Annotated in this window: 15 protein-coding genes; 5 read left to right on the forward strand and 10 right to left on the reverse strand. The window is 62.7% G+C overall.

All coding sequences use genetic code 11. The annotated features are described in order from the left end of the window. Window positions 1-51: 51 nt before the first annotated feature. Window positions 52-1143 (forward strand): citrate synthase/methylcitrate synthase, encoded by a 1092-nt coding sequence (locus ACZ9EJ_RS07365; protein WP_046640221.1) that lies wholly within the window; start codon window positions 52-54, stop codon window positions 1141-1143. 7 nt (window positions 1144-1150) lie between these two features. Here the strand turns inward: ACZ9EJ_RS07365 and ACZ9EJ_RS07370 are convergent, their stop codons facing one another. From ACZ9EJ_RS07370 to ACZ9EJ_RS07390, 5 genes are all read right to left on the reverse strand, one after another. Continuing rightward, window positions 1151-1921 (reverse strand): SDR family oxidoreductase, encoded by a 771-nt coding sequence (locus tag ACZ9EJ_RS07370; protein ID WP_046640222.1) that lies wholly within the window; start codon window positions 1919-1921, stop codon window positions 1151-1153. Between the two features lie 136 nt (window positions 1922-2057). Next, window positions 2058-3686: a CTP synthase gene (locus ACZ9EJ_RS07375; RefSeq protein ID WP_037088535.1), complete on the reverse strand. Its 1629-nt coding sequence runs from the start codon at window positions 3684-3686 to the stop codon at window positions 2058-2060. 135 nt (window positions 3687-3821) lie between these two features. Beyond that, window positions 3822-4289 carry a preprotein translocase subunit SecG gene (gene secG, locus ACZ9EJ_RS07380; protein ID WP_046640223.1) on the reverse strand — a complete coding sequence of 156 codons (468 nt, stop codon included), beginning with the start codon at window positions 4287-4289 and terminating at the stop codon, window positions 3822-3824. Window positions 4290-4385: 96 nt separating this feature from the next. Beyond that, a complete protein-coding gene (gene tpiA, locus ACZ9EJ_RS07385; protein WP_046640224.1) occupies window positions 4386-5156 on the reverse strand; it encodes a triose-phosphate isomerase in 771 nt (256 codons plus the stop codon). A 144-nt stretch (window positions 5157-5300) separates the two neighbouring features. Then, a complete protein-coding gene (locus ACZ9EJ_RS07390) occupies window positions 5301-6185 on the reverse strand; it encodes an alpha/beta hydrolase family protein (protein WP_046640225.1) in 885 nt (294 codons plus the stop codon). Between the two features lie 195 nt (window positions 6186-6380). Here ACZ9EJ_RS07390 and parE point away from each other — a divergent pair, with 195 nt between their 5' ends. Next, a complete protein-coding gene (gene parE / locus ACZ9EJ_RS07395; RefSeq protein WP_046640226.1) occupies window positions 6381-8432 on the forward strand; it encodes a DNA topoisomerase IV subunit B in 2052 nt (683 codons plus the stop codon). A gap of 34 nt (window positions 8433-8466) precedes the next feature. On the opposite strand, the gene ACZ9EJ_RS07400 is transcribed toward parE, so the two are convergent. Then, complete coding sequence (locus ACZ9EJ_RS07400) at window positions 8467-11025, reverse strand: HWE histidine kinase domain-containing protein (RefSeq protein WP_046640227.1); 2559 nt, start codon at window positions 11023-11025, stop codon at window positions 8467-8469. A gap of 233 nt (window positions 11026-11258) precedes the next feature. Between ACZ9EJ_RS07400 and ACZ9EJ_RS07405 the strand changes: the two genes are divergently transcribed. After that, window positions 11259-12497 (forward strand): AI-2E family transporter, encoded by a 1239-nt coding sequence (locus ACZ9EJ_RS07405; protein WP_080953979.1) that lies wholly within the window; start codon window positions 11259-11261, stop codon window positions 12495-12497. On the opposite strand, the gene ACZ9EJ_RS07410 is transcribed toward ACZ9EJ_RS07405, so the two are convergent. Then, window positions 12475-12933 carry a GNAT family N-acetyltransferase gene (locus ACZ9EJ_RS07410; protein ID WP_046640228.1) on the reverse strand — a complete coding sequence of 153 codons (459 nt, stop codon included), beginning with the start codon at window positions 12931-12933 and terminating at the stop codon, window positions 12475-12477. The two genes, ACZ9EJ_RS07405 and ACZ9EJ_RS07410, sit on opposite strands and share 23 nt — an antisense overlap. 120 nt (window positions 12934-13053) lie before the next feature. Between ACZ9EJ_RS07410 and ACZ9EJ_RS07415 the strand changes: the two genes are divergently transcribed. Beyond that, window positions 13054-13497 carry a hypothetical protein gene (locus tag ACZ9EJ_RS07415; protein WP_046640229.1) on the forward strand — a complete coding sequence of 148 codons (444 nt, stop codon included), beginning with the start codon at window positions 13054-13056 and terminating at the stop codon, window positions 13495-13497. Between the two features lie 6 nt (window positions 13498-13503). Here the strand turns inward: ACZ9EJ_RS07415 and ACZ9EJ_RS07420 are convergent, their stop codons facing one another. Continuing rightward, the gene (locus tag ACZ9EJ_RS07420) at window positions 13504-14631 is read right to left on the reverse strand and encodes a DUF2336 domain-containing protein (protein ID WP_046640230.1); all 1128 of its coding nucleotides are present in this window, start codon (window positions 14629-14631) and stop codon (window positions 13504-13506) included. A 110-nt stretch (window positions 14632-14741) separates the two neighbouring features. Here ACZ9EJ_RS07420 and ACZ9EJ_RS07425 point away from each other — a divergent pair, with 110 nt between their 5' ends. Further along, a complete protein-coding gene (locus tag ACZ9EJ_RS07425; RefSeq protein WP_255737172.1) occupies window positions 14742-15398 on the forward strand; it encodes an aldolase/citrate lyase family protein in 657 nt (218 codons plus the stop codon). On the opposite strand, the gene ACZ9EJ_RS07430 is transcribed toward ACZ9EJ_RS07425, so the two are convergent. Together ACZ9EJ_RS07430 and ACZ9EJ_RS07435 are read right to left on the reverse strand one after the other, a co-directional pair. Continuing rightward, window positions 15388-16008 carry a flavin reductase family protein gene (locus ACZ9EJ_RS07430; RefSeq protein WP_046640232.1) on the reverse strand — a complete coding sequence of 207 codons (621 nt, stop codon included), beginning with the start codon at window positions 16006-16008 and terminating at the stop codon, window positions 15388-15390. The genes ACZ9EJ_RS07425 and ACZ9EJ_RS07430 overlap by 11 nt on opposite strands. 8 nt (window positions 16009-16016) lie before the next feature. Then, complete coding sequence (locus ACZ9EJ_RS07435; RefSeq protein WP_046640360.1) at window positions 16017-16595, reverse strand: nitroreductase family protein; 579 nt, start codon at window positions 16593-16595, stop codon at window positions 16017-16019. Between the last annotated feature and the right edge of the window lie 80 nt (window positions 16596-16675).

A 16675-nucleotide genomic window follows, 5' to 3' on the forward strand; every position in this document is an offset into this window, starting at 1 on the left:
GACGTCAATAAGAGTAGGTCGGATCATCAGGCTCGTAAAGGAGAAACACTCATGAAAAACAACGGACTTGAAGATGTCATCGCCGCCGAGACCCGGCTTTCGGACGTGGACGGTGAAGCTGGACGCCTCGTCATTCGCGGCGTATCTCTCGACCTGCTTGTCGAGCGCGCGACCTATGAAGACGCTGCCGCATTGCTGCTGGATGGCTTTCTGCAACATCCCGTCACCGCGGCCGATCTCAAGGCCCGCCTCGGCCAGGCCCGCGCCGACGTTTTTGCGCATGTGTCCGCGGCAGATGCCGCGCTTTTGAACCTGCCGCCAGTCGATGCCATGCGCGCCCTGATCGCGCGGCTGCCGGACAGCGAGGATTTCGAAACGACGCTTCGGCTGCTCGCCGCTCCCGCCGTCTTCCTGCCGGCCGTGCTGAGGCTCCAGAAGGGAGAGACGCCGGTGGCGCCCAGCCCGTCGCTTTCCCAGTCCGCCGATATCCTCGCCATGCTGAATGCCAGACTGCCGACGCGTGAACAGATCGCCGCGCTCGACGCCTATCTGGTGACGATCGCGGATCACGGTCTCAACGCCTCGACCTTCGCCTCGCGCGTCGTCGCCTCGACCGGCGCCGGCCTCACGTCATCGGTGTTGGCTGCCATCAGCGCGCTCAAGGGGCCGTTGCATGGCGGTGCGCCGGGACCGGTGCTCGACATGCTGGATGCGATCGGCAGCGAGGACAATGCCAGGGCCTGGCTCGGTCAGGCGCTCGATCGCCGGGAACGGCTGATGGGGTTCGGCCACCGTATCTACCGCGTCCGCGATCCCCGCGCCGATGCGTTGAAGGGTGCACTGAAACCGTTGGTCGACACTGGTCAGGTGGATCTCGACCGTATCCGCCTCGCCGAAGCCGTCGAGCTGGCAGCGCTTGCCATCCTCAAGGAGCGCAAGCCCGATCGGCCGCTCGACGTCAACGTGGAATTCTACACCGCCCTTTTGCTCGACGCGCTGAAATTCCCACGAGAAGCCTTCACCGGCGTCTTTGCGATCGGCCGCACGGTCGGCTGGATCGCCCATGCACGCGAGCAGGCGCTGGAAGGCCGACTGATCCGGCCCCGCTCGGTCTATGTCGGCCCCCTGCCCCAGGCGGCGTGACTGGCGATCACATCTGGATGGACATGCCGCCGTCGACGGTCAGCACATGGCCGTTGACGAAAGAGCCGGCGTCGCTTGCCAGGAACAGCGCGGCGCCGGCGATCTCCTCGGGCCGGCCCCACCGCTGCAGCGGCACGCGCTGGCGCATGAATGCGATCATGTCGGGGTCCGCGGAAATCCCCGCATTGGTCTCGGTGGCGAACATGCCAGGCGCAATCGCATTGCTGGTGACGCCGAACGGGCCGTATTCGGACGCAAGGCTTCGCACCAGGCCCGTCAGGCCCTGTTTGGCGACGGGATAGATGGCATCGCCCGAACGGGCCATATTGCCGATGATCGACGTGACCGAGATAAGACGGCCATGGCCCTGAGCCTTCATGATCTCAGCGGCATTGCGGGACAGCGCGATTGCCGAGAGCAGGTCGGTCTGGATCAGGTTCAGGATTTCGGCATCGCTGAACGCGGCAAACGGACGCCGGTCGCGGGCACCGACATTGTTGATCAGGATATCCAGCCGGCCATGGTCTGCGTGGAGTTTCGCGATCGCCTCGCGCCCGGCATCAAGATCCGCGACGTCGAAGGCGGCCGCGCTCGCCTTGCCGCCCGCGCCGGCGATGGAAGTCACGGCCTGTTCCAGCATGCCGCCGGAGCGGCCGCTGAGCACGACATGCGCGCCGGCCTCTGCCAGAGCCTTTGCCATCTGCAGGCCAAGCCCCCGGCCGCTGCCGGTGACGAGCGCTACGCGTCCATTGAGAGAAAATCTGTCGAAAATGGCCATACCGCACCGCTGAAATGAAAAGAGCATTTCCGGTGAGCATAGGGGATGTCGCAGCACTGCCGCCAGAGCGAAAAGGAGGATGTCTGCGGCTGATGGCAAAAAGGCAGGATGCGGGATCCTGCCTTTTCGGATTTCTTCAAACGAGGCGGCTTTGTTCCAGCGCCGCTTCGACGAAGCTCGCAAACAGCGGATGCGGATCGAGCGGCCGGCTCTTCAGCTCCGGATGGTACTGGACGCCGATGAACCACGGATGGTCGGGATATTCGATCGTCTCCGGCAATACGCCGTCCGGCGACATGCCCGAGAAGACCAGGCCGCAGTTTTCCAGCCGGTCCTTGTAGTCGATATTCACCTCGTAACGGTGACGGTGACGCTCGGAAATATCGGTCGAACCGTAGATCTCGGCGATCTTGGTGTCCTTCTTGAGCGCCGCCTTGTAGGCGCCAAGCCGCATCGTGCCGCCGAGGTCGCCGGCCGCCGAGCGGATTTCGAGCTCGTTGCCCTTCACCCATTCGGTCATCAGGCCGACCACCGGCTCCTTGGAGGGGCCGAATTCGGTGGAAGACGCCTTCTCGATGCCGGCGAGATTGCGGGCAGCCTCGATGACGGCCATCTGCATGCCGAAGCAGATGCCGAAATACGGCACCTTGCGTTCGCGCGCGAAACGGGCCGCATTGATCTTGCCCTGCGAGCCGCGCTCGCCGAAACCGCCAGGTACCAGGATACCGTGAACCTTCTCGAGCCACGGCGCCGGATCCTCCTTCTCGAAGATCTCCGATTCGATCCACTCGAGATTGACCTTGACGTGGTTGGCGATACCGCCGTGGTGCAGTGCCTCGATCAGTGACTTGTAGGCGTCCTTGAGGCCCGTATATTTGCCGACGATTGCGATCGTCACTTCGCCTTCCGGCGTGCGGATGCGGTTGCAGACCTCTTCCCAGGCTTCCAGACGCGGCTTCGGAGCCGGCTCGATGCCGAAGGCGGCCAGGACCTCGTTGTCGAGGCCTTCCTTGTGATAGGCCATCGGCACGTCGTAGATATTGGCGACGTCGAGCGCCTGGATAACGGCGGAAGCCCGCACGTTGCAGAACAGCGAAAGCTTGCGGCGTTCGGCCTCGGGAATTTCGCGGTCGGCGCGCACCAGCAGAATATCCGGTGCGATCCCCATTGCCTGCAGTTCCTTGACGGAATGCTGGGTCGGCTTGGTCTTGAGTTCGCCGGCCGCCGGAATGAACGGCATCAGCGTCAGGTGGACGTAAATCGCGGTGCCGCGCGGCAGGTCGTTGCCGAGCTGGCGGATCGCTTCCATGAACGGCATCGCCTCGATGTCGCCCACAGTACCGCCGATCTCGCAGATGACGAAATCGTAGTCGTCATTGCCCTCGGTGACGAAATCCTTGATCTCGTTGGTGACGTGCGGGATCACCTGGACGGTCGCGCCGAGATAGTCGCCGCGGCGTTCCTTGTCGATGATGTTCTTGTAGATGCGACCCGTGGTGATGTTGTCGGTCTTGGTCGCCGAACGCCCCGTGAAGCGTTCGTAGTGACCGAGATCGAGGTCGGTTTCCGCCCCGTCGTCGGTGACAAAAACCTCGCCGTGCTGCGTCGGGCTCATCGTGCCCGGGTCGACGTTGAGATAAGGATCGAGCTTCCTCAGCCGAACCCGGTAACCTCGTGCTTGTAACAAAGCTCCGAGTGCCGCGGCCGCAATTCCTTTTCCGAGGGAAGAAACCACGCCGCCAGTTATGAATACATATCGCGCCATGGGATTCACCGGATACCTTTTCATTGGTGATTCCGCCAGCCCAAATCGTCTGCTTTATAAAAACGGCTGTGGAATCTTCACAAAATAAAACCGGCAGGCTTTTGGCCTGCCGGAGCTTGAAACATCGACCGCGCCTTATTGACCGGTCGGAACACCCGTCGGTGCAGCCGGAGCGGCAGGCGCCGAACCGGTCGCGGGGGCTGCAGGAGCCGGGGTTGCACCGGTCGCAGGCGTTGCCTGGGCCGGAGCGGATGCGCCGGAACCAGAGGGAACGCCGTTGCCTGCCGGAGCGGGCGCAGGTGCCGGGCCGAGCTGATCGAGAATGCCGCCGCCGGTGCCCTGCTGGCTCTGCGGGATGCGGTTCAGGATGTCGCTCGGACGGGATTCGTACCGGGCGAGGATGCCAAGTGCCAGCGAGGTGATGAAGAACAGCGTCGCGAGGATGGCGGTGGTGCGGGTCAGCGCATTGGCGGTGCCGCGCGCCGACATGAAGCCGGAGCCGCCGCCGATGCCGAGCCCGCCGCCTTCGGAGCGCTGGATCAGCACCACGCCGACGAGCGCCAGCACGATCATGAGATGAATAACGATCAGAACGGTCTGCATGAATTAAAAATCCCTGCCCCTCGACGAGGCAATAGAAGAAGATTGGCGGCTCTTTACATGAGGCTCGCGTGCATTCCAAGCCCTTATCAAAAAGCTTTAGGCCGTCAGTCCCTCATAGACCCGATAGATGGCGAGAAAGTCCTCGGCTTTCAAGCTCGCGCCGCCGATCAGTGCGCCATCGACATTCTCGACACCCATCAGCTCCCTGGCATTGCCCGGCTTGACCGAACCGCCATAGAGGATGCGCATCACCCTGCCCTCGTCGCCGAACCGCTGGGCGAGTTCTGCCCGCATGAATGCATGGGCGATTTCGATATCCTTGACGGTCGGTGTCAATCCGGTGCCGATCGCCCAGATCGGTTCATAAGCGACGACGGTGTTGGCGGCGTTTGCCGACAGGGGCAGCGAGCTGAAAATCTGGCGTTTCAGGATGTCGAGGGTCTGGTAGGCGTCGCGTTCGTCACCGGTTTCGCCGATGCAGACGATCGCGGTCAGGCCGGCCGCATAGGCTGCTTCCGCCTTGGCGCGGACAAGATGATCGGTTTCGGCATGGTCGGCGCGGCGTTCGGAATGTCCGACGATCACATAGGTGCCGAAACAGTCGGCGATCATCTCCGCGGAAATATCGCCGGTATGGGCGCCGCTGAGGTTCTGGTGGCAATCCTGGCCGCCGATCTCCAGCGGGCTGTCGGTCGCCAGGGCGGTTGCGACATAGAGCAGCGTCGCCGGCGGGCAGATCAGCGTATCGACCTTTTCCGACAACGATCCCATCACGCCATCGGCAATCGTCTTGATTTCGGTCAGGGACTCGCGGGTGCCGTTCATCTTCCAGTTTCCGGCAACGAGCGGGCGCACATCAGGCGTCATCGGCAAATATTTCCTCTCCGTTCGGTTCCGACGAGCAAAACCGAGGCCTCCGTCTATTCGGGAAACTGGTTTTAGACATATCCTGCGCGAATTGGTATGCAAAAGACAGGTTTTGGTTCAGGACCTTGGTTAACGAACGGCCTTTCAGGGGCTGGTCAGCAGAAAATTCAGGACCTTCCTCCAATCGACCATCCGGATCGGCGTGCCGTGGCTGCCCGTCGCAAACAGCGTGAACCGGGTTGGGTAGCGCGCTGCCTTCAGCTTGCGATAGACCGCTTCCTGATCCTGCGACTTGTAGACGCTGTCGCTGCCGCCATGCGCGAAATAGATTGGCAACCGGTGCTTTGCCAGGGGCGATTTCGCCAGATCCGGGTCGGGCGGCCCGCCGAGTTGCGCCATGCCCTTCAGATGCCGGACGGCCTGTTCGTCGCGGCTGATGCCCTGGCATATGAACCCGCCCATCGAAGCGCAGGCGAGGATGACCGGCCGCCCGGAAGACCGGTCGAACGCATAGCGGATCAGCGCCGCGATATCGGCTACCCCCTTGTCGTCGAACGAGGTGACGCTCGGCGAATAATAGGTGCCGCCATTGCCGACAGTGAGGTTTTTCAGCCGGTTGAAATTGCCGCCGAACGTATAGTCGTTGACGCCGAGCCGGCGGTCGCCGCCGCGACCGTGGATGAAGATCACCGTGAAGGCGGCGCCGTCCGCCTGTCCCACCCTGGTGACATCGAGCCGCCGCCCGGAAAGGTCCAGCGTCTCGTTCTGCTGATAGCGCCTGACGCCCAGGGAAACGTACTCGTCCTTGACGCGCCGTTCCGGCTCGCGATCGCGGCCGTTGATATCGCGCATTTCCTGGTAGTCGATCACCTCGTAGGCGCCGCCGTCCAGGGACTTCTGCACCGTCATCTGGGAAAAAAGCTCATCCTTGAAAGGCTTTATCGGCCCTTCCTGCGCTTCTGCCCGCACAGTGACAAGAGTTGACAGAAGAGCAATAACCGTGCCGAAAACGAAATGAACTGTGGACATGCTTTGTTTCATCCGGTTCCTTCAGCCTCGCAAGCTTGCCATGGCCCGGTCGGCGCAGCATTGGTGAAAAACGACCGTTTCCATGCGGCATCGCGAAAAAGCCGGGTTTCTGGCAGAATCGCGAGTGATTCGAAACAGCACGAGATGGGTATGGCTTCCTCTTCCGCACCCCGACAGGTAGTACCGACGCAGCCAATGGATGACAATAACGACCTTTTTGCCGATTTGCCGGTGACAGCCAAGGCGGTCGCCGTTGAACCCGCGCCCGCCCTCAAGGCGGAACCTTCGACACCGCGCCCAGCACCGACGACATTGTCCGGCGACGACTACGGCGCCTCCTCGATCCGCGTGCTCGAGGGCCTGGAGCCGGTCCGCATGCGCCCCGGCATGTATATCGGCGGCACCGACGAAAAGGCGATGCACCACCTCTTCGCCGAAGTCATCGACAATTCGATGGACGAAGCGGTTGCCGGCCATGCGGACTTCATCGACGTCCATCTCGATGCCGAGGGTTTCCTGACCGTCACCGACAACGGCCGCGGCATCCCCGTCGAGAATCACCCCCAGGTGCCCGGCAAGTCGACGCTCGAAGTCATCATGACCAAGCTGCATGCGGGCGGTAAGTTCGACGGCAAGGCCTACGAGACCTCAGGCGGTCTCCACGGCGTCGGGGTTTCCGTCGTCAACGCGCTGTCCGATCTTCTCGAGGTGGAAGTCGCCCGCAATCGCAAACTCTACCGCCAGCGCTTTTCGCGCGGCGTGCCGCAAGGCGGCCTGGAGGAACTGGGCGACGTCCACAATCGCCGTGGCACCAGGGTGCGCTTCCATCCCGACCCGCAGATTTTCGGCGACCACGCGAAATTCGATGCCGGCCGCATCTTCCGCATGGCGCGCTCCAAGGCCTATCTGTTCGGCGGCGTCGAAATCCGCTGGAGCTGCGATCCGGGCATGGTGGCCCCCGGCGGCGACATCCCGGAAAAGGCGGTCTTCCACTTCCCGGGCGGCTTGAAGGATTATCTCTCCGCCACGCTCGGCAAGGATTTCACGGTCACCCGCGAAATCTTCGCCGGCCGCACCGAAAAGACCGGCGGCCACGGCGCGATGGAATGGGCGATCACATGGTATGGCGGCGATCCGGAACTGCATTCCTATTGCAACACCATCCCGACGCCTGAAGGCGGCACCCATGAGGCGGGCCTGCGCATCGCGCTCACCAAGGGCCTCAAGAACTATGCGGACCTGACCCAGAACAAGCGTGCGAAGGACATCACCACCGATGACGTGATGATCTCGGCGGTCGGCATGCTGTCGGTCTTCATCCGCGAGCCGGAATTCGTCGGCCAGACCAAGGACAAGCTCGCGACCGTCGAAGCCCAGCGCATCGTCGAAAACATCCTGCGCGATCCCTTTGACCATTACCTCGCGGGCAATCCCGCCGAGGCTGCAAAGCTTCTCGAATGGGTGATCGAACGCTCCGAAGAGCGCATGCGCCGCCGCAAGGAAAAGGAAGTCAACCGCAAGACGGCGGTGCGCAAGCTGCGCCTGCCCGGCAAGCTCGCCGACTGCTCGCAGAACACCGCGGAGGGTGCGGAACTCTTCATCGTCGAAGGTGACTCGGCAGGTGGCTCCGCCAAGCAGGGCCGCAACCGCGCCAACCAGGCCATCCTGCCCTTGCGTGGAAAAATCCTCAACGTCGGCAGCGCCAGCCGCGAAAAGCTGTCCGCCAACCAGCAGATCGCCGATCTCATCCAGGCGCTCGGCTGCGGCACCCGGACGAAATACCGCGAGGAAGACCTCCGTTACGAGCGCATCATCATCATGACCGATGCGGACGTCGACGGCGCCCATATTGCCTCGCTGCTGATCACCTTCTTCTATCAGGAAATGCCGGAACTCATCCGCGGCAACCATCTCTATCTGGCCGTGCCGCCGCTCTACGTCCTGCGCCAGGGCGGCAAGACCGTGTACGCCCGCGACGACGCCCACCGGGCGGAGCTGATGGAAACGGTGTTTAAGGGTAAGAAGGTCGAGATCGGCCGCTTCAAAGGCCTCGGCGAAATGATGGCGGCACAGCTCAAGGAAACCACGATGGATCCCGCCCATCGCACACTGCTGCGCATCTCGATCGACGACGTGGATTTCGAAGGCACGCGGGAAGCCGTCGACAATTTGATGGGCACCAAGGCGGATGCCCGCTTCCGCTTCATCCAGGAACGCGCGGCGTTTGCCGAAAACCTCGATATCTGAGCCGGACTTCCGGCTCGGATACTTCCGGTTTGATTCATGAAAGTGGGTTTCGTTCGCCGAGCACCTTGGTAACGGCGCCGATCAATGCGGTCGCCTCATAAGGCTTGAGGACGACAGGCGCCGAAAAGCTTGCCGGGATGATCGACTTGTCGCTGTAGCCGGTCGCGAAAACGAACGGAATGTCACGGCGGATCAGCTCCTCGGCGATCGGCAGCGATGTACCGGAGCCGAGATTGACGTCGAGGATTGCGACGTCGAACCTGAACTCCTTGAGCTTGCGGAACGCGTCGGCGACAGAGGGCGTCGTCGTCACCTTGTCGATGCCATGCTCGGCAAGCATTACTTCCACGTCCGCGGCGATCAGCATCTGGTCCTCCACCAACAGGAATTCGAGGTCCTGCAGCCGCGGCATAGCCATGTCGTGGCCAACGGCGCTGTCGCTCTCCTCGGCTTCGACCTCCGCCAGCTCCTCATCGCCGTGGATGTGTTTCGACGGCACCAGGAAGCGCGCCGTCACCCCTTCGGGCGGATACTCGATCTTCGCCTCTCCCTCCAGCTCATAAGGCACGCTGCGGGTGATAAGGACGCTGCCGAAACCGGCTCGTGACGGCAGTTTTACCGGCGGCCCGCCATTTTCGGTCCAGACGAGTTCGCAATCGTAGTTTGGCAGCCGTCGCCACTCGACGTCCAGCCGTCCGCCGTTGACGGAGAGCGAACCGTATTTGGCCGCATTGGTCGACATCTCGTGCAATACCAGCGCCATCACCGAAAAGGCGCGGCTGTCGAGCCATATGCGCGGGCCCTTGAGCGTGACGCTGCGGGTTCCCTCCCTATAGGGCTTCAGCTCCGCTTCCAGAAGATCCGACAGCACGCCGCCGTCGCCGCCGCGCACGACCTGGTCATGGGCGAAGGCAAGCGCCTGGATGCGTCCCTTCAGCGAGCCGACATAATCCTTGAGGCTGACCTCGGCATCGACCGAATGTCCGACCAGCGCCTTGATCACCGCAAGAATGTTCTTGACCCGGTGGTTGAGCTCCTCGTTCAGCATCCGCTGGCGCACGTCCGCCTTGCCGCGTTCGTCGGCCAGCAGTTCGTTGTGATGGAGGACAACCTCGACAAGCACGGCGCGGATCGCATCGGCGATCTCGCGGTCCGCATCGGTCCAGGGCTGGGCCTGCTGATGCACCATCTCCTTCCAGATGGCGAAACTCTTGCGGGGCGTCAGTCGGTCTCCGAGCGGCCCGGTCGCGTAGGATTTTTCAGGGTTGCCCGCCCATTCGAGCGTCTGCACCATTTCCCGGCGGAAGAAGAACAGGTAGTCGCGCGGTCTCTGCGAAAGCGGAATGGCCAGCACGCCGCAGATCGTGTCCGGAGAAATGCGCAACTCCGGCAGATCCACCGAGAGCTGGAAACTGGACCAGATCCTGCCGCCCGCGACACCGCCGACCAGTTCGGCAAGCTCTGCTATCAGGTCCTGCGGCGGCACGGCTCCGTCGCCTGTCCATACGCCGTCGAGCAACAGGCCGACGCCGTCGCAGGTCAGCATCTGGCTGAATTCTCCAAGCGAACTGCGCAGCAGGCCGGTGATGTCGGCGTGATGGGAGGCGGCCTGCAGGAAGCGGTCGAGCGACCGTCGCGCCTGCCCCGCGGTCTCCATGAGCTGCCGCTGTTTCAATGCGCTCAGATGCAGCGAGAAAAACTCACCGAAGGTTTCCGCCGCCACCCGTTGCGGCATCGAGAGCACTTTCGGAGAATAATGGTGGCAGGCGATCAGGCCCCAGAGTTCGTCGTCCACCACGACCGAGATCGACATCGAAGCGGCGACGCCCATGTTGCGCAGATATTCGCAATGGACGGGCGAAACGCTGCGCAGGTGCGCGAAGGACAGATCGAGCGCCTCGCCTGTCTCGTCGGTTTCCGGCACGATCGCGATGCGCGGGTTGCTGGCGTCGGAAATCACCCGGACGGTGTTCTTGACGTAAAGCGCGCGGGCCTGTTTCGGGATGTCGCCTGCCGGGAAATACTGGCCCTTGAAGCTTTCGAGGTCGCGCCTCTTGTATTCGCTGACGACTTTTCCGGCGCCGTCCTCCTCGAAACGGTAGATCATCACCCGGTCGTAGCCGAGCATGGCATAGATCAGTCGCGCCGAGCTTTCGATCAGCCGGTCGAGGCTGGCGACGTTGCGGATGCGGCTGATCAGCATGCGCGCCACTTCGAGCGGCTGGTCGGAATCGGTCGATGCCGGCTCGAACTCCAGGATCACCTTTGATTCGAAACGATGGATCGCGACGTCGAAAGCGGCTCCCGAGGCAAACCTGAGGCCATGCCGAAGCGCCGGCCTCGCCGGGTTGTCTGACGTGGCGAGCGCATTGCGCAATGTGTGCGCCGCCTCCCCGCCAACGATCTCCTCCAGTCGCCGGCCGTTGATGTTTCCCGTGATCGAAAGCATGTCCGCCACATTGGCGGAATGTTGTACGATTTCCGCGCCGGCGGCGTCGCAAGCGATGAGGCATCCATGCGGTTGAATGCTGCCTGGGATATGGATCGGCTCTCGGTCGCAATTGCTAAGGTCGACCGCATCCCTGTGAGGCATATTACAAGTCCCTGAAGACAGTCCGACCAATACAATGGGGACAGCAGACGCTTCGGCATCCTTGAGGTTAGGAAAACTTCATCAAGAAGGTTTGCAGCATACTTCCGGCTCTGCCGGAAGGTGATTTCATATTTCTATCGCATCTGCCGTCTAGGGCAAGGAGTAAGCTTCCTTTTAATGGATGACGCATTAGTCTTGTACCCGTGAACCTCATAAGCCATATGATGGTGAAAATGAAAAAAGGAAATTCGGTGAGCGGAAATAACGATCGCAAGGGCCCGAAAGAGCCGCGCTGGCTTGGGCCAGTCGCACCGAGCAGGGTCGCGCTCATCCCGCCGATCTCCGCTGCTCGCTGGCTTCTCGTGCTTGTCGCCGCTGCCGGCATCTATTTCTTCCACGGATTCCTGGTTCCGGTTCTTGCCGCCCTTGTCATCGGCTTTGCAAGCTGGCCCCTTTATCGGGAACTGCTGCGCCGGATCGGCGGCAACACGACCATCGGTGCCTCGCTCGCCATCATCTTCATCCTGACCTTCCTGATCGTGCCGATCGGCATCGCCATCTCCTATACGATCGGCGAAGTGCGCCAGTGGATCATGTGGGCCGCCGAAGTGAACCGTTTCGGAGCGCCGCCTCCCGCATGGATCACCGGCCTTCCCTGGGTCGGGGAATGGCTCGGCATCCAGTGGGTCCAGCATGTAGGCTCGCCTGGCGCTGTCGGCGAACTCATCCAGATCGTCTCGGGCGCTAATATCGGCAATATCTACCGCGCCATCGTGGCGGCAGGCGACGGCGCCTTCCATCTGGTGCTGACGCTGCTCTTCATGCTGATCGCGCTGTTCTTCGTCTATCGCGACGGCGGCTCCTTCAGCGAGCAGATCGACCTTCTCGGCGAGCGTATCCTGCCGACCCGGTGGGAGCGGATCTCGCGTGTCGTCCCGAGGACGATCAGCTCCACCGTGACCGGTCAGACACTGATTGCGATCGGCGAAGGCATCGTCCTCGGCATAGCCTACTGGATCGCCGGCGTCCCCTCGCCCGTCACGCTCGGCGTATTGACCGGCCTGATGGCGCTGATCCCCGGGGGGGCACCGCTGTCTTTCTCGCTGATCTCGTTCTACCTGGTCGCCAACGGCGCCTATGTCGCCGGTGGCGCTCTTTTCGTCTGGGGTACGGTCGAACTCTTCATCGTCGACAAGACGCTTCGCCCCCGCCTGGTCGGCGGCCCGATCAAGCTTCCGTTCCTGCCGACCTTCTTCGGCCTCGTCGGCGGCGTCAGCACCATGGGCTTCCTCGGCCTGTTCATCGGCCCGGTCCTGATGGCGCTGCTCGTCTCGATCTGGCGCGAATGGATCCGGGAAGTGAAGATGGCCGATGTGACCGAGATCGAATCGGCCGATTTGGCCAAGGGGCCGGCGACATCTCCGGACCTTCCTCCCGATCTTCCGGTGGTCAGGAAAGTCTCTTCTCCATGAAGACGCTCAGCGGATCGGGCCGGTAGTTCGAAAACGGCCCGATTTCTGAAAAGCCGTAGGCGCGATAAAGCCCGATCGCCTGCGGTTGATGGATGCCAGTCTCCAGCCGGATCGCCGAGAGGTGAAGCTCGCGGCCGCGTTCCAGGATCGCATCCATCAGTCGCTTGCCGAGTTTCAGCCCCCGCGCCATCTCGTCGACGAACATCCGTTTGATCTCACCGGTACCGTCGCCCGCCTCGACCAATGCGCCGCAGCCCAAAATCGTGTCTCCGTCGCGCGCCACGAAGAAGGAAACGCCGGGACCCTCGAGTGTCGCGACGTCCACCATATGATTGCTCTCGGCGGGATAAAGCGAGGCCACATAGGCGTCGGAGAGTTCAAGAAGCTTCAGCACGCCCGCCTGGCGCGGCGGTTCGATCGCTATCGTGACGGTCATTTCTGCCTCCGGGAGCTTTGGTACGAGCAGGGCTTAGCGGATGCGGCATGTGTGCGAAACCTGCCTTGGTCGGGTCAAGATTGTCCGATCTAAATCATCCACCACATTCCAGGGGACGACATGAATTCCGCACTGATTGTCATGACCATTCTCGGCTGCAACGACGCCGGAACGGACTGCCACTATATTGCCACTGCCGAAAATCGTTGGCCCAGCATCGAACTCTGCAACGCGGTGTCGGAGCAGCAGTTGTCCGGTTATGCCAACCAGCCCTATCCGATGCTCATCGCCGTCTGCCAGAAGCCGGAAACCACCGAGATCGCCAAAGCGCCAATCCCGCAGTCGCGGCCCGAGACGCCGCAGCCCGCGCCATCCGCGCAACCAGCGCCCGTGATCGACCAGGAACCGGTGACGCAGCAGGAGAAGGAAACGCTTGCGGGCCGCGCCATACAGCGGGTCAAGACCGTGCTGCCGACGACCGAAGGCGTGAAGACGCTGATGACCAGTCCGGTGCGGCTGGTCGAGAACGGCTATTCCTGGGTCGCCAAGAAATTCCAGCGCTGAATGGGCTTACGCCGCCAGCGACACTCCGTTCGCGTAGGACCGCGCGCTGAGCCGGACTTCCAGACGATGCAGCTTCTCGATCATGTCGAGGAGGTCGGAGACCGGCGAAAGCTGCATGTCCGACCGCTGGAACTTTTCGAGCAGCAGGCCGGCGATATTGTCGAGCGTGCCGGTCGACGCCGCCTTGCGCCAGAGGAAAACCGCTTCGACGAAGACGGCGGCGATATCCCGTCCGAGGCCCGAGGCTTCGAAGAGCGCCCGCACCGCATGCATACGGCCGGTCGCAAGGATCGCCCTTACGCGACGGTCGTCGAGCCCGGAAAGCGAAACCATCGCGCCCGCAAAAAAATCGACCTTGCCGCTGCAGAGCGCATGGATGAGAAAGGCGGGCGTCAGCCGTCCGGCGGTGCGCAAATGTTCGACCAGGCCGGGGATTTCGTCCTGCAACACGGTGCCGGCGATGGCGACGGCCGCAGCCTCTCCTGCCTCGCGGGTCATGTGCTCGATCCGCGCCGGCGCCATGCTGGTCCGCACCAGTCCGGAGCCGGCGAGCGCTGCGGTAATGTGGTTCACGAGCATATGGCGGGCGTCCGCGGGCAGCGCGTCGCGCTCCAGCAGAAGGTTGCGGATTTCGCAGCAATGCCCGAACCGCTCGGCGATCCGCCTGAGCGAAACCCGGGTGATCGAGGCGGTCTCGTTTTCGAGAAGGATGGTGACTTCGCATTCGTCGCCAATCTCGGCGATCGCGGCGGCAACCCCGCGCGAAAGATTCGGCCTTGCGGCGATCATTCCCCGGGTGAGGCCGTCGCTGCGCCCGGCAAGATCGACGAGGTCGTTTTCGGTCAGTACGGGCGAACAGGCGATGACCGTGCAGGCGATCTCCGGCTGGTCTTCGGCAAGGCACACGATGACGGCCCGCGGCGCATTGGGGGAGTCCGCCAGAGCCTCCGCGAGCGCCAGGCGCACGTGCGGTGACGGGTCGTCGAGCAGGTAGGTCATGGCAAGGGCCGCGGCGCGATGCTGCTCGCCGCCCATGGGCGAGCGGAGATAGGCCCGGCCGAGAGCATTGGCCGCCTTCGCCCTCTCAGCCGTTCTTGCCGTTTCTGCCCAACGAAGAAATGCCTGTACGATCACACTCGGCCTCGACTACACATGCCAGTTCGGATCTGGCTGGCTTGATCAGTCACGCTAGTGCCAAAAAGTTTAAGATTGGTTCACCACGTTCCTTAACCATGGCGAAGTCCTTGAAAATACGGTCCTGGCTTGTCGTTGAACCCTCTGCGAACGCCGAAACGGTCCATTCGGCCGGTGCGGACGTGACCGTGCTCGACCTCGGGGATGCCCTTGATTCGCGGAATGCGGTTGGTGAATTCTGCCGGGCATGGGCCGACTTGGCGCCGGCCGCGGACCTGTCGTTTCTCCTGCCGGGTTTCCCTGCGGCACGCACGGAGGAGACCATTGATCTCGCCGTCAGACATGGCGCCGCCTCGGTCGTGCTCCGGGGGGCCCGCAACGGGGCCGACGTCCAGAGGCTCGACATGGCTTTGCGCGTCGCGGAGATCCGTGCAGGGCTGGCGCCGGGCGAGACGCAGATCGTCGCGCTCGCCGATGCGGCCGGCATCCTCGCCGCCCCCAGCTTCGAACGCTGCAGCAATCGTCTGGTGGCCCTCGGCTGGGAAGGCAGCTACGATCACTCTTCCGATACCGCGCGTCTTGCGGCTGGAACCATCGCACTCACCGCCGCCGCCACAGGCATAGCGGCCATCGACGCCGTCTCGCCCGCGGGGGATGCGGCCGGCCTTCTGTCCGACTGCGAAAGAGCAAGAGCGAACGGCTTCTCCGGCAAGCTCTGCCGCAGCCTCGATCAAATTCCGATCATCAATCGGATTTTCAGCGTTTAGGCTCGGCGCCCGTTGGCCGGGTCATTTCGAACACGTCCGCGCCGCCGTCGGCGTAATCGCGATAACCCATGCGCGCGATCGGCCGGGCGAGCCCCATGTCGATCCGCCCGCCCCGCAGGATCTCCTCGCTGATATGGATGCCGACCACCTGGCCGAAAACCATGTAGGCTTCCGCCGGCTCGCCGTCCAATCCGATCGGCTGGATCACCTGCGTGACGCGGCATTCCAGCACCGTATAGGCCTCCGCGACGTAAGGCGCATCGATGAGTTCCGCCATCTTGGCGGTCAGTCCCGCCACCTCGAATTCGCTGACGCCGTAGGGCACCGGCTCCGAGGAGGCGTTCATCTGTTCGGCTAGGTGACGGCTTGCGAGGCTTGCAGTGAAGACACCGGTTTCCTCGGCGTTCTTCAGGCTGTGCTTCCGGCCGCTGGAGGAAAACATCACCAATTTGGGGCTGTCGGATATGGCGTTGAAGAAGGAATAGGGAGAGAGGTTCATCGAACCGTCCCTCCCCTTCGTGCCGATCCAGCCGATTGGTCGCGGCGCGACGATCGCCTTGAACGGATCGTGCTTCAGCCCATGCTGGTTGGTGTCGGTCGTGTAGAACATCGAAAACCCTATTCGCCGGCGTAGGTGACGATCTGCGACAGTTCCGGCCGCGGGCGGTCCGGCGTCGGGAAATCGCTCGAACCGATATGGATGAAACCGGCGACCTTTTCGCCCGGCCTCATGCCGAGGAGCGCCAGTGCCTCGTCGTCATAGGCGACCCATTCGGTACGCCAGTTGGCGACATAACCATGCGCGCTCGCAGCCATCAGCATGTTGAAGCAGACGGCGCCGGCCGAAAGCACCTGTTCCCATTCGGGGATTTTCGGATGCGGTGCCGCGGTGCTGACGACGGCGACGACCAGCGGCGCGCGGGTGAAGCGCGTCAGTTCCGCCTGCCGGGCGACGTCGGTCATGTCTGGCGTCTTCTTGAGCGACAGGGCAAGAAACTGCTCGCCGAGCGTCCTGCGCACCTCGCCACGATAGACGACCACGCGCCAGGGGGCGAGCTTGCCATGATCCGGAATGCGGGTTGCGAAGGTGAGAATCGCCTCAAGTTCTTCCTGCGACGGGGCCGGTTCCTTCATCTGGGCTACCGGCGTGGAATGCCTGTCGCGCAGGAAATCGATGAGTTTAATATCATTTTGCATGGTCAAAGCTTCCATTTGGATCTGGCGCGGTGGGAAGGTCTTGAAATTGCCTTGTCATTGGTCTTCAAGTGACGTCTCGG

The sequence above is a fragment of the Neorhizobium sp. USDA 3394 genome, from assembly GCF_056280385.1.

Coding starts and splice junctions, on each gene's coding strand:
- ACZ9EJ_RS07365 (WP_046640221.1), top strand. CDS start 52: ATGAAAAACAACGGACTTGAAGATGTCATCGCCGCCGAGACCCGGCTT.
- ACZ9EJ_RS07370 (WP_046640222.1), bottom strand. CDS start 1,921: ATGGCCATTTTCGACAGATTTTCTCTCAATGGACGCGTAGCGCTCGTC.
- ACZ9EJ_RS07375 (WP_037088535.1), bottom strand. CDS start 3,686: ATGGCGCGATATGTATTCATAACTGGCGGCGTGGTTTCTTCCCTCGGA.
- secG (WP_046640223.1), bottom strand. CDS start 4,289: ATGCAGACCGTTCTGATCGTTATTCATCTCATGATCGTGCTGGCGCTC.
- tpiA (WP_046640224.1), bottom strand. CDS start 5,156: ATGACGCCTGATGTGCGCCCGCTCGTTGCCGGAAACTGGAAGATGAAC.
- ACZ9EJ_RS07390 (WP_046640225.1), bottom strand. CDS start 6,185: ATGTCCACAGTTCATTTCGTTTTCGGCACGGTTATTGCTCTTCTGTCA.
- parE (WP_046640226.1), top strand. CDS start 6,381: ATGGATGACAATAACGACCTTTTTGCCGATTTGCCGGTGACAGCCAAG.
- ACZ9EJ_RS07400 (WP_046640227.1), bottom strand. CDS start 11,025: ATGCCTCACAGGGATGCGGTCGACCTTAGCAATTGCGACCGAGAGCCG.
- ACZ9EJ_RS07405 (WP_080953979.1), top strand. CDS start 11,259: ATGAAAAAAGGAAATTCGGTGAGCGGAAATAACGATCGCAAGGGCCCG.
- ACZ9EJ_RS07410 (WP_046640228.1), bottom strand. CDS start 12,933: ATGACCGTCACGATAGCGATCGAACCGCCGCGCCAGGCGGGCGTGCTG.
- ACZ9EJ_RS07415 (WP_046640229.1), top strand. CDS start 13,054: ATGAATTCCGCACTGATTGTCATGACCATTCTCGGCTGCAACGACGCC.
- ACZ9EJ_RS07430 (WP_046640232.1), bottom strand. CDS start 16,008: ATGTTCTACACGACCGACACCAACCAGCATGGGCTGAAGCACGATCCG.
- ACZ9EJ_RS07435 (WP_046640360.1), bottom strand. CDS start 16,595: ATGCAAAATGATATTAAACTCATCGATTTCCTGCGCGACAGGCATTCC.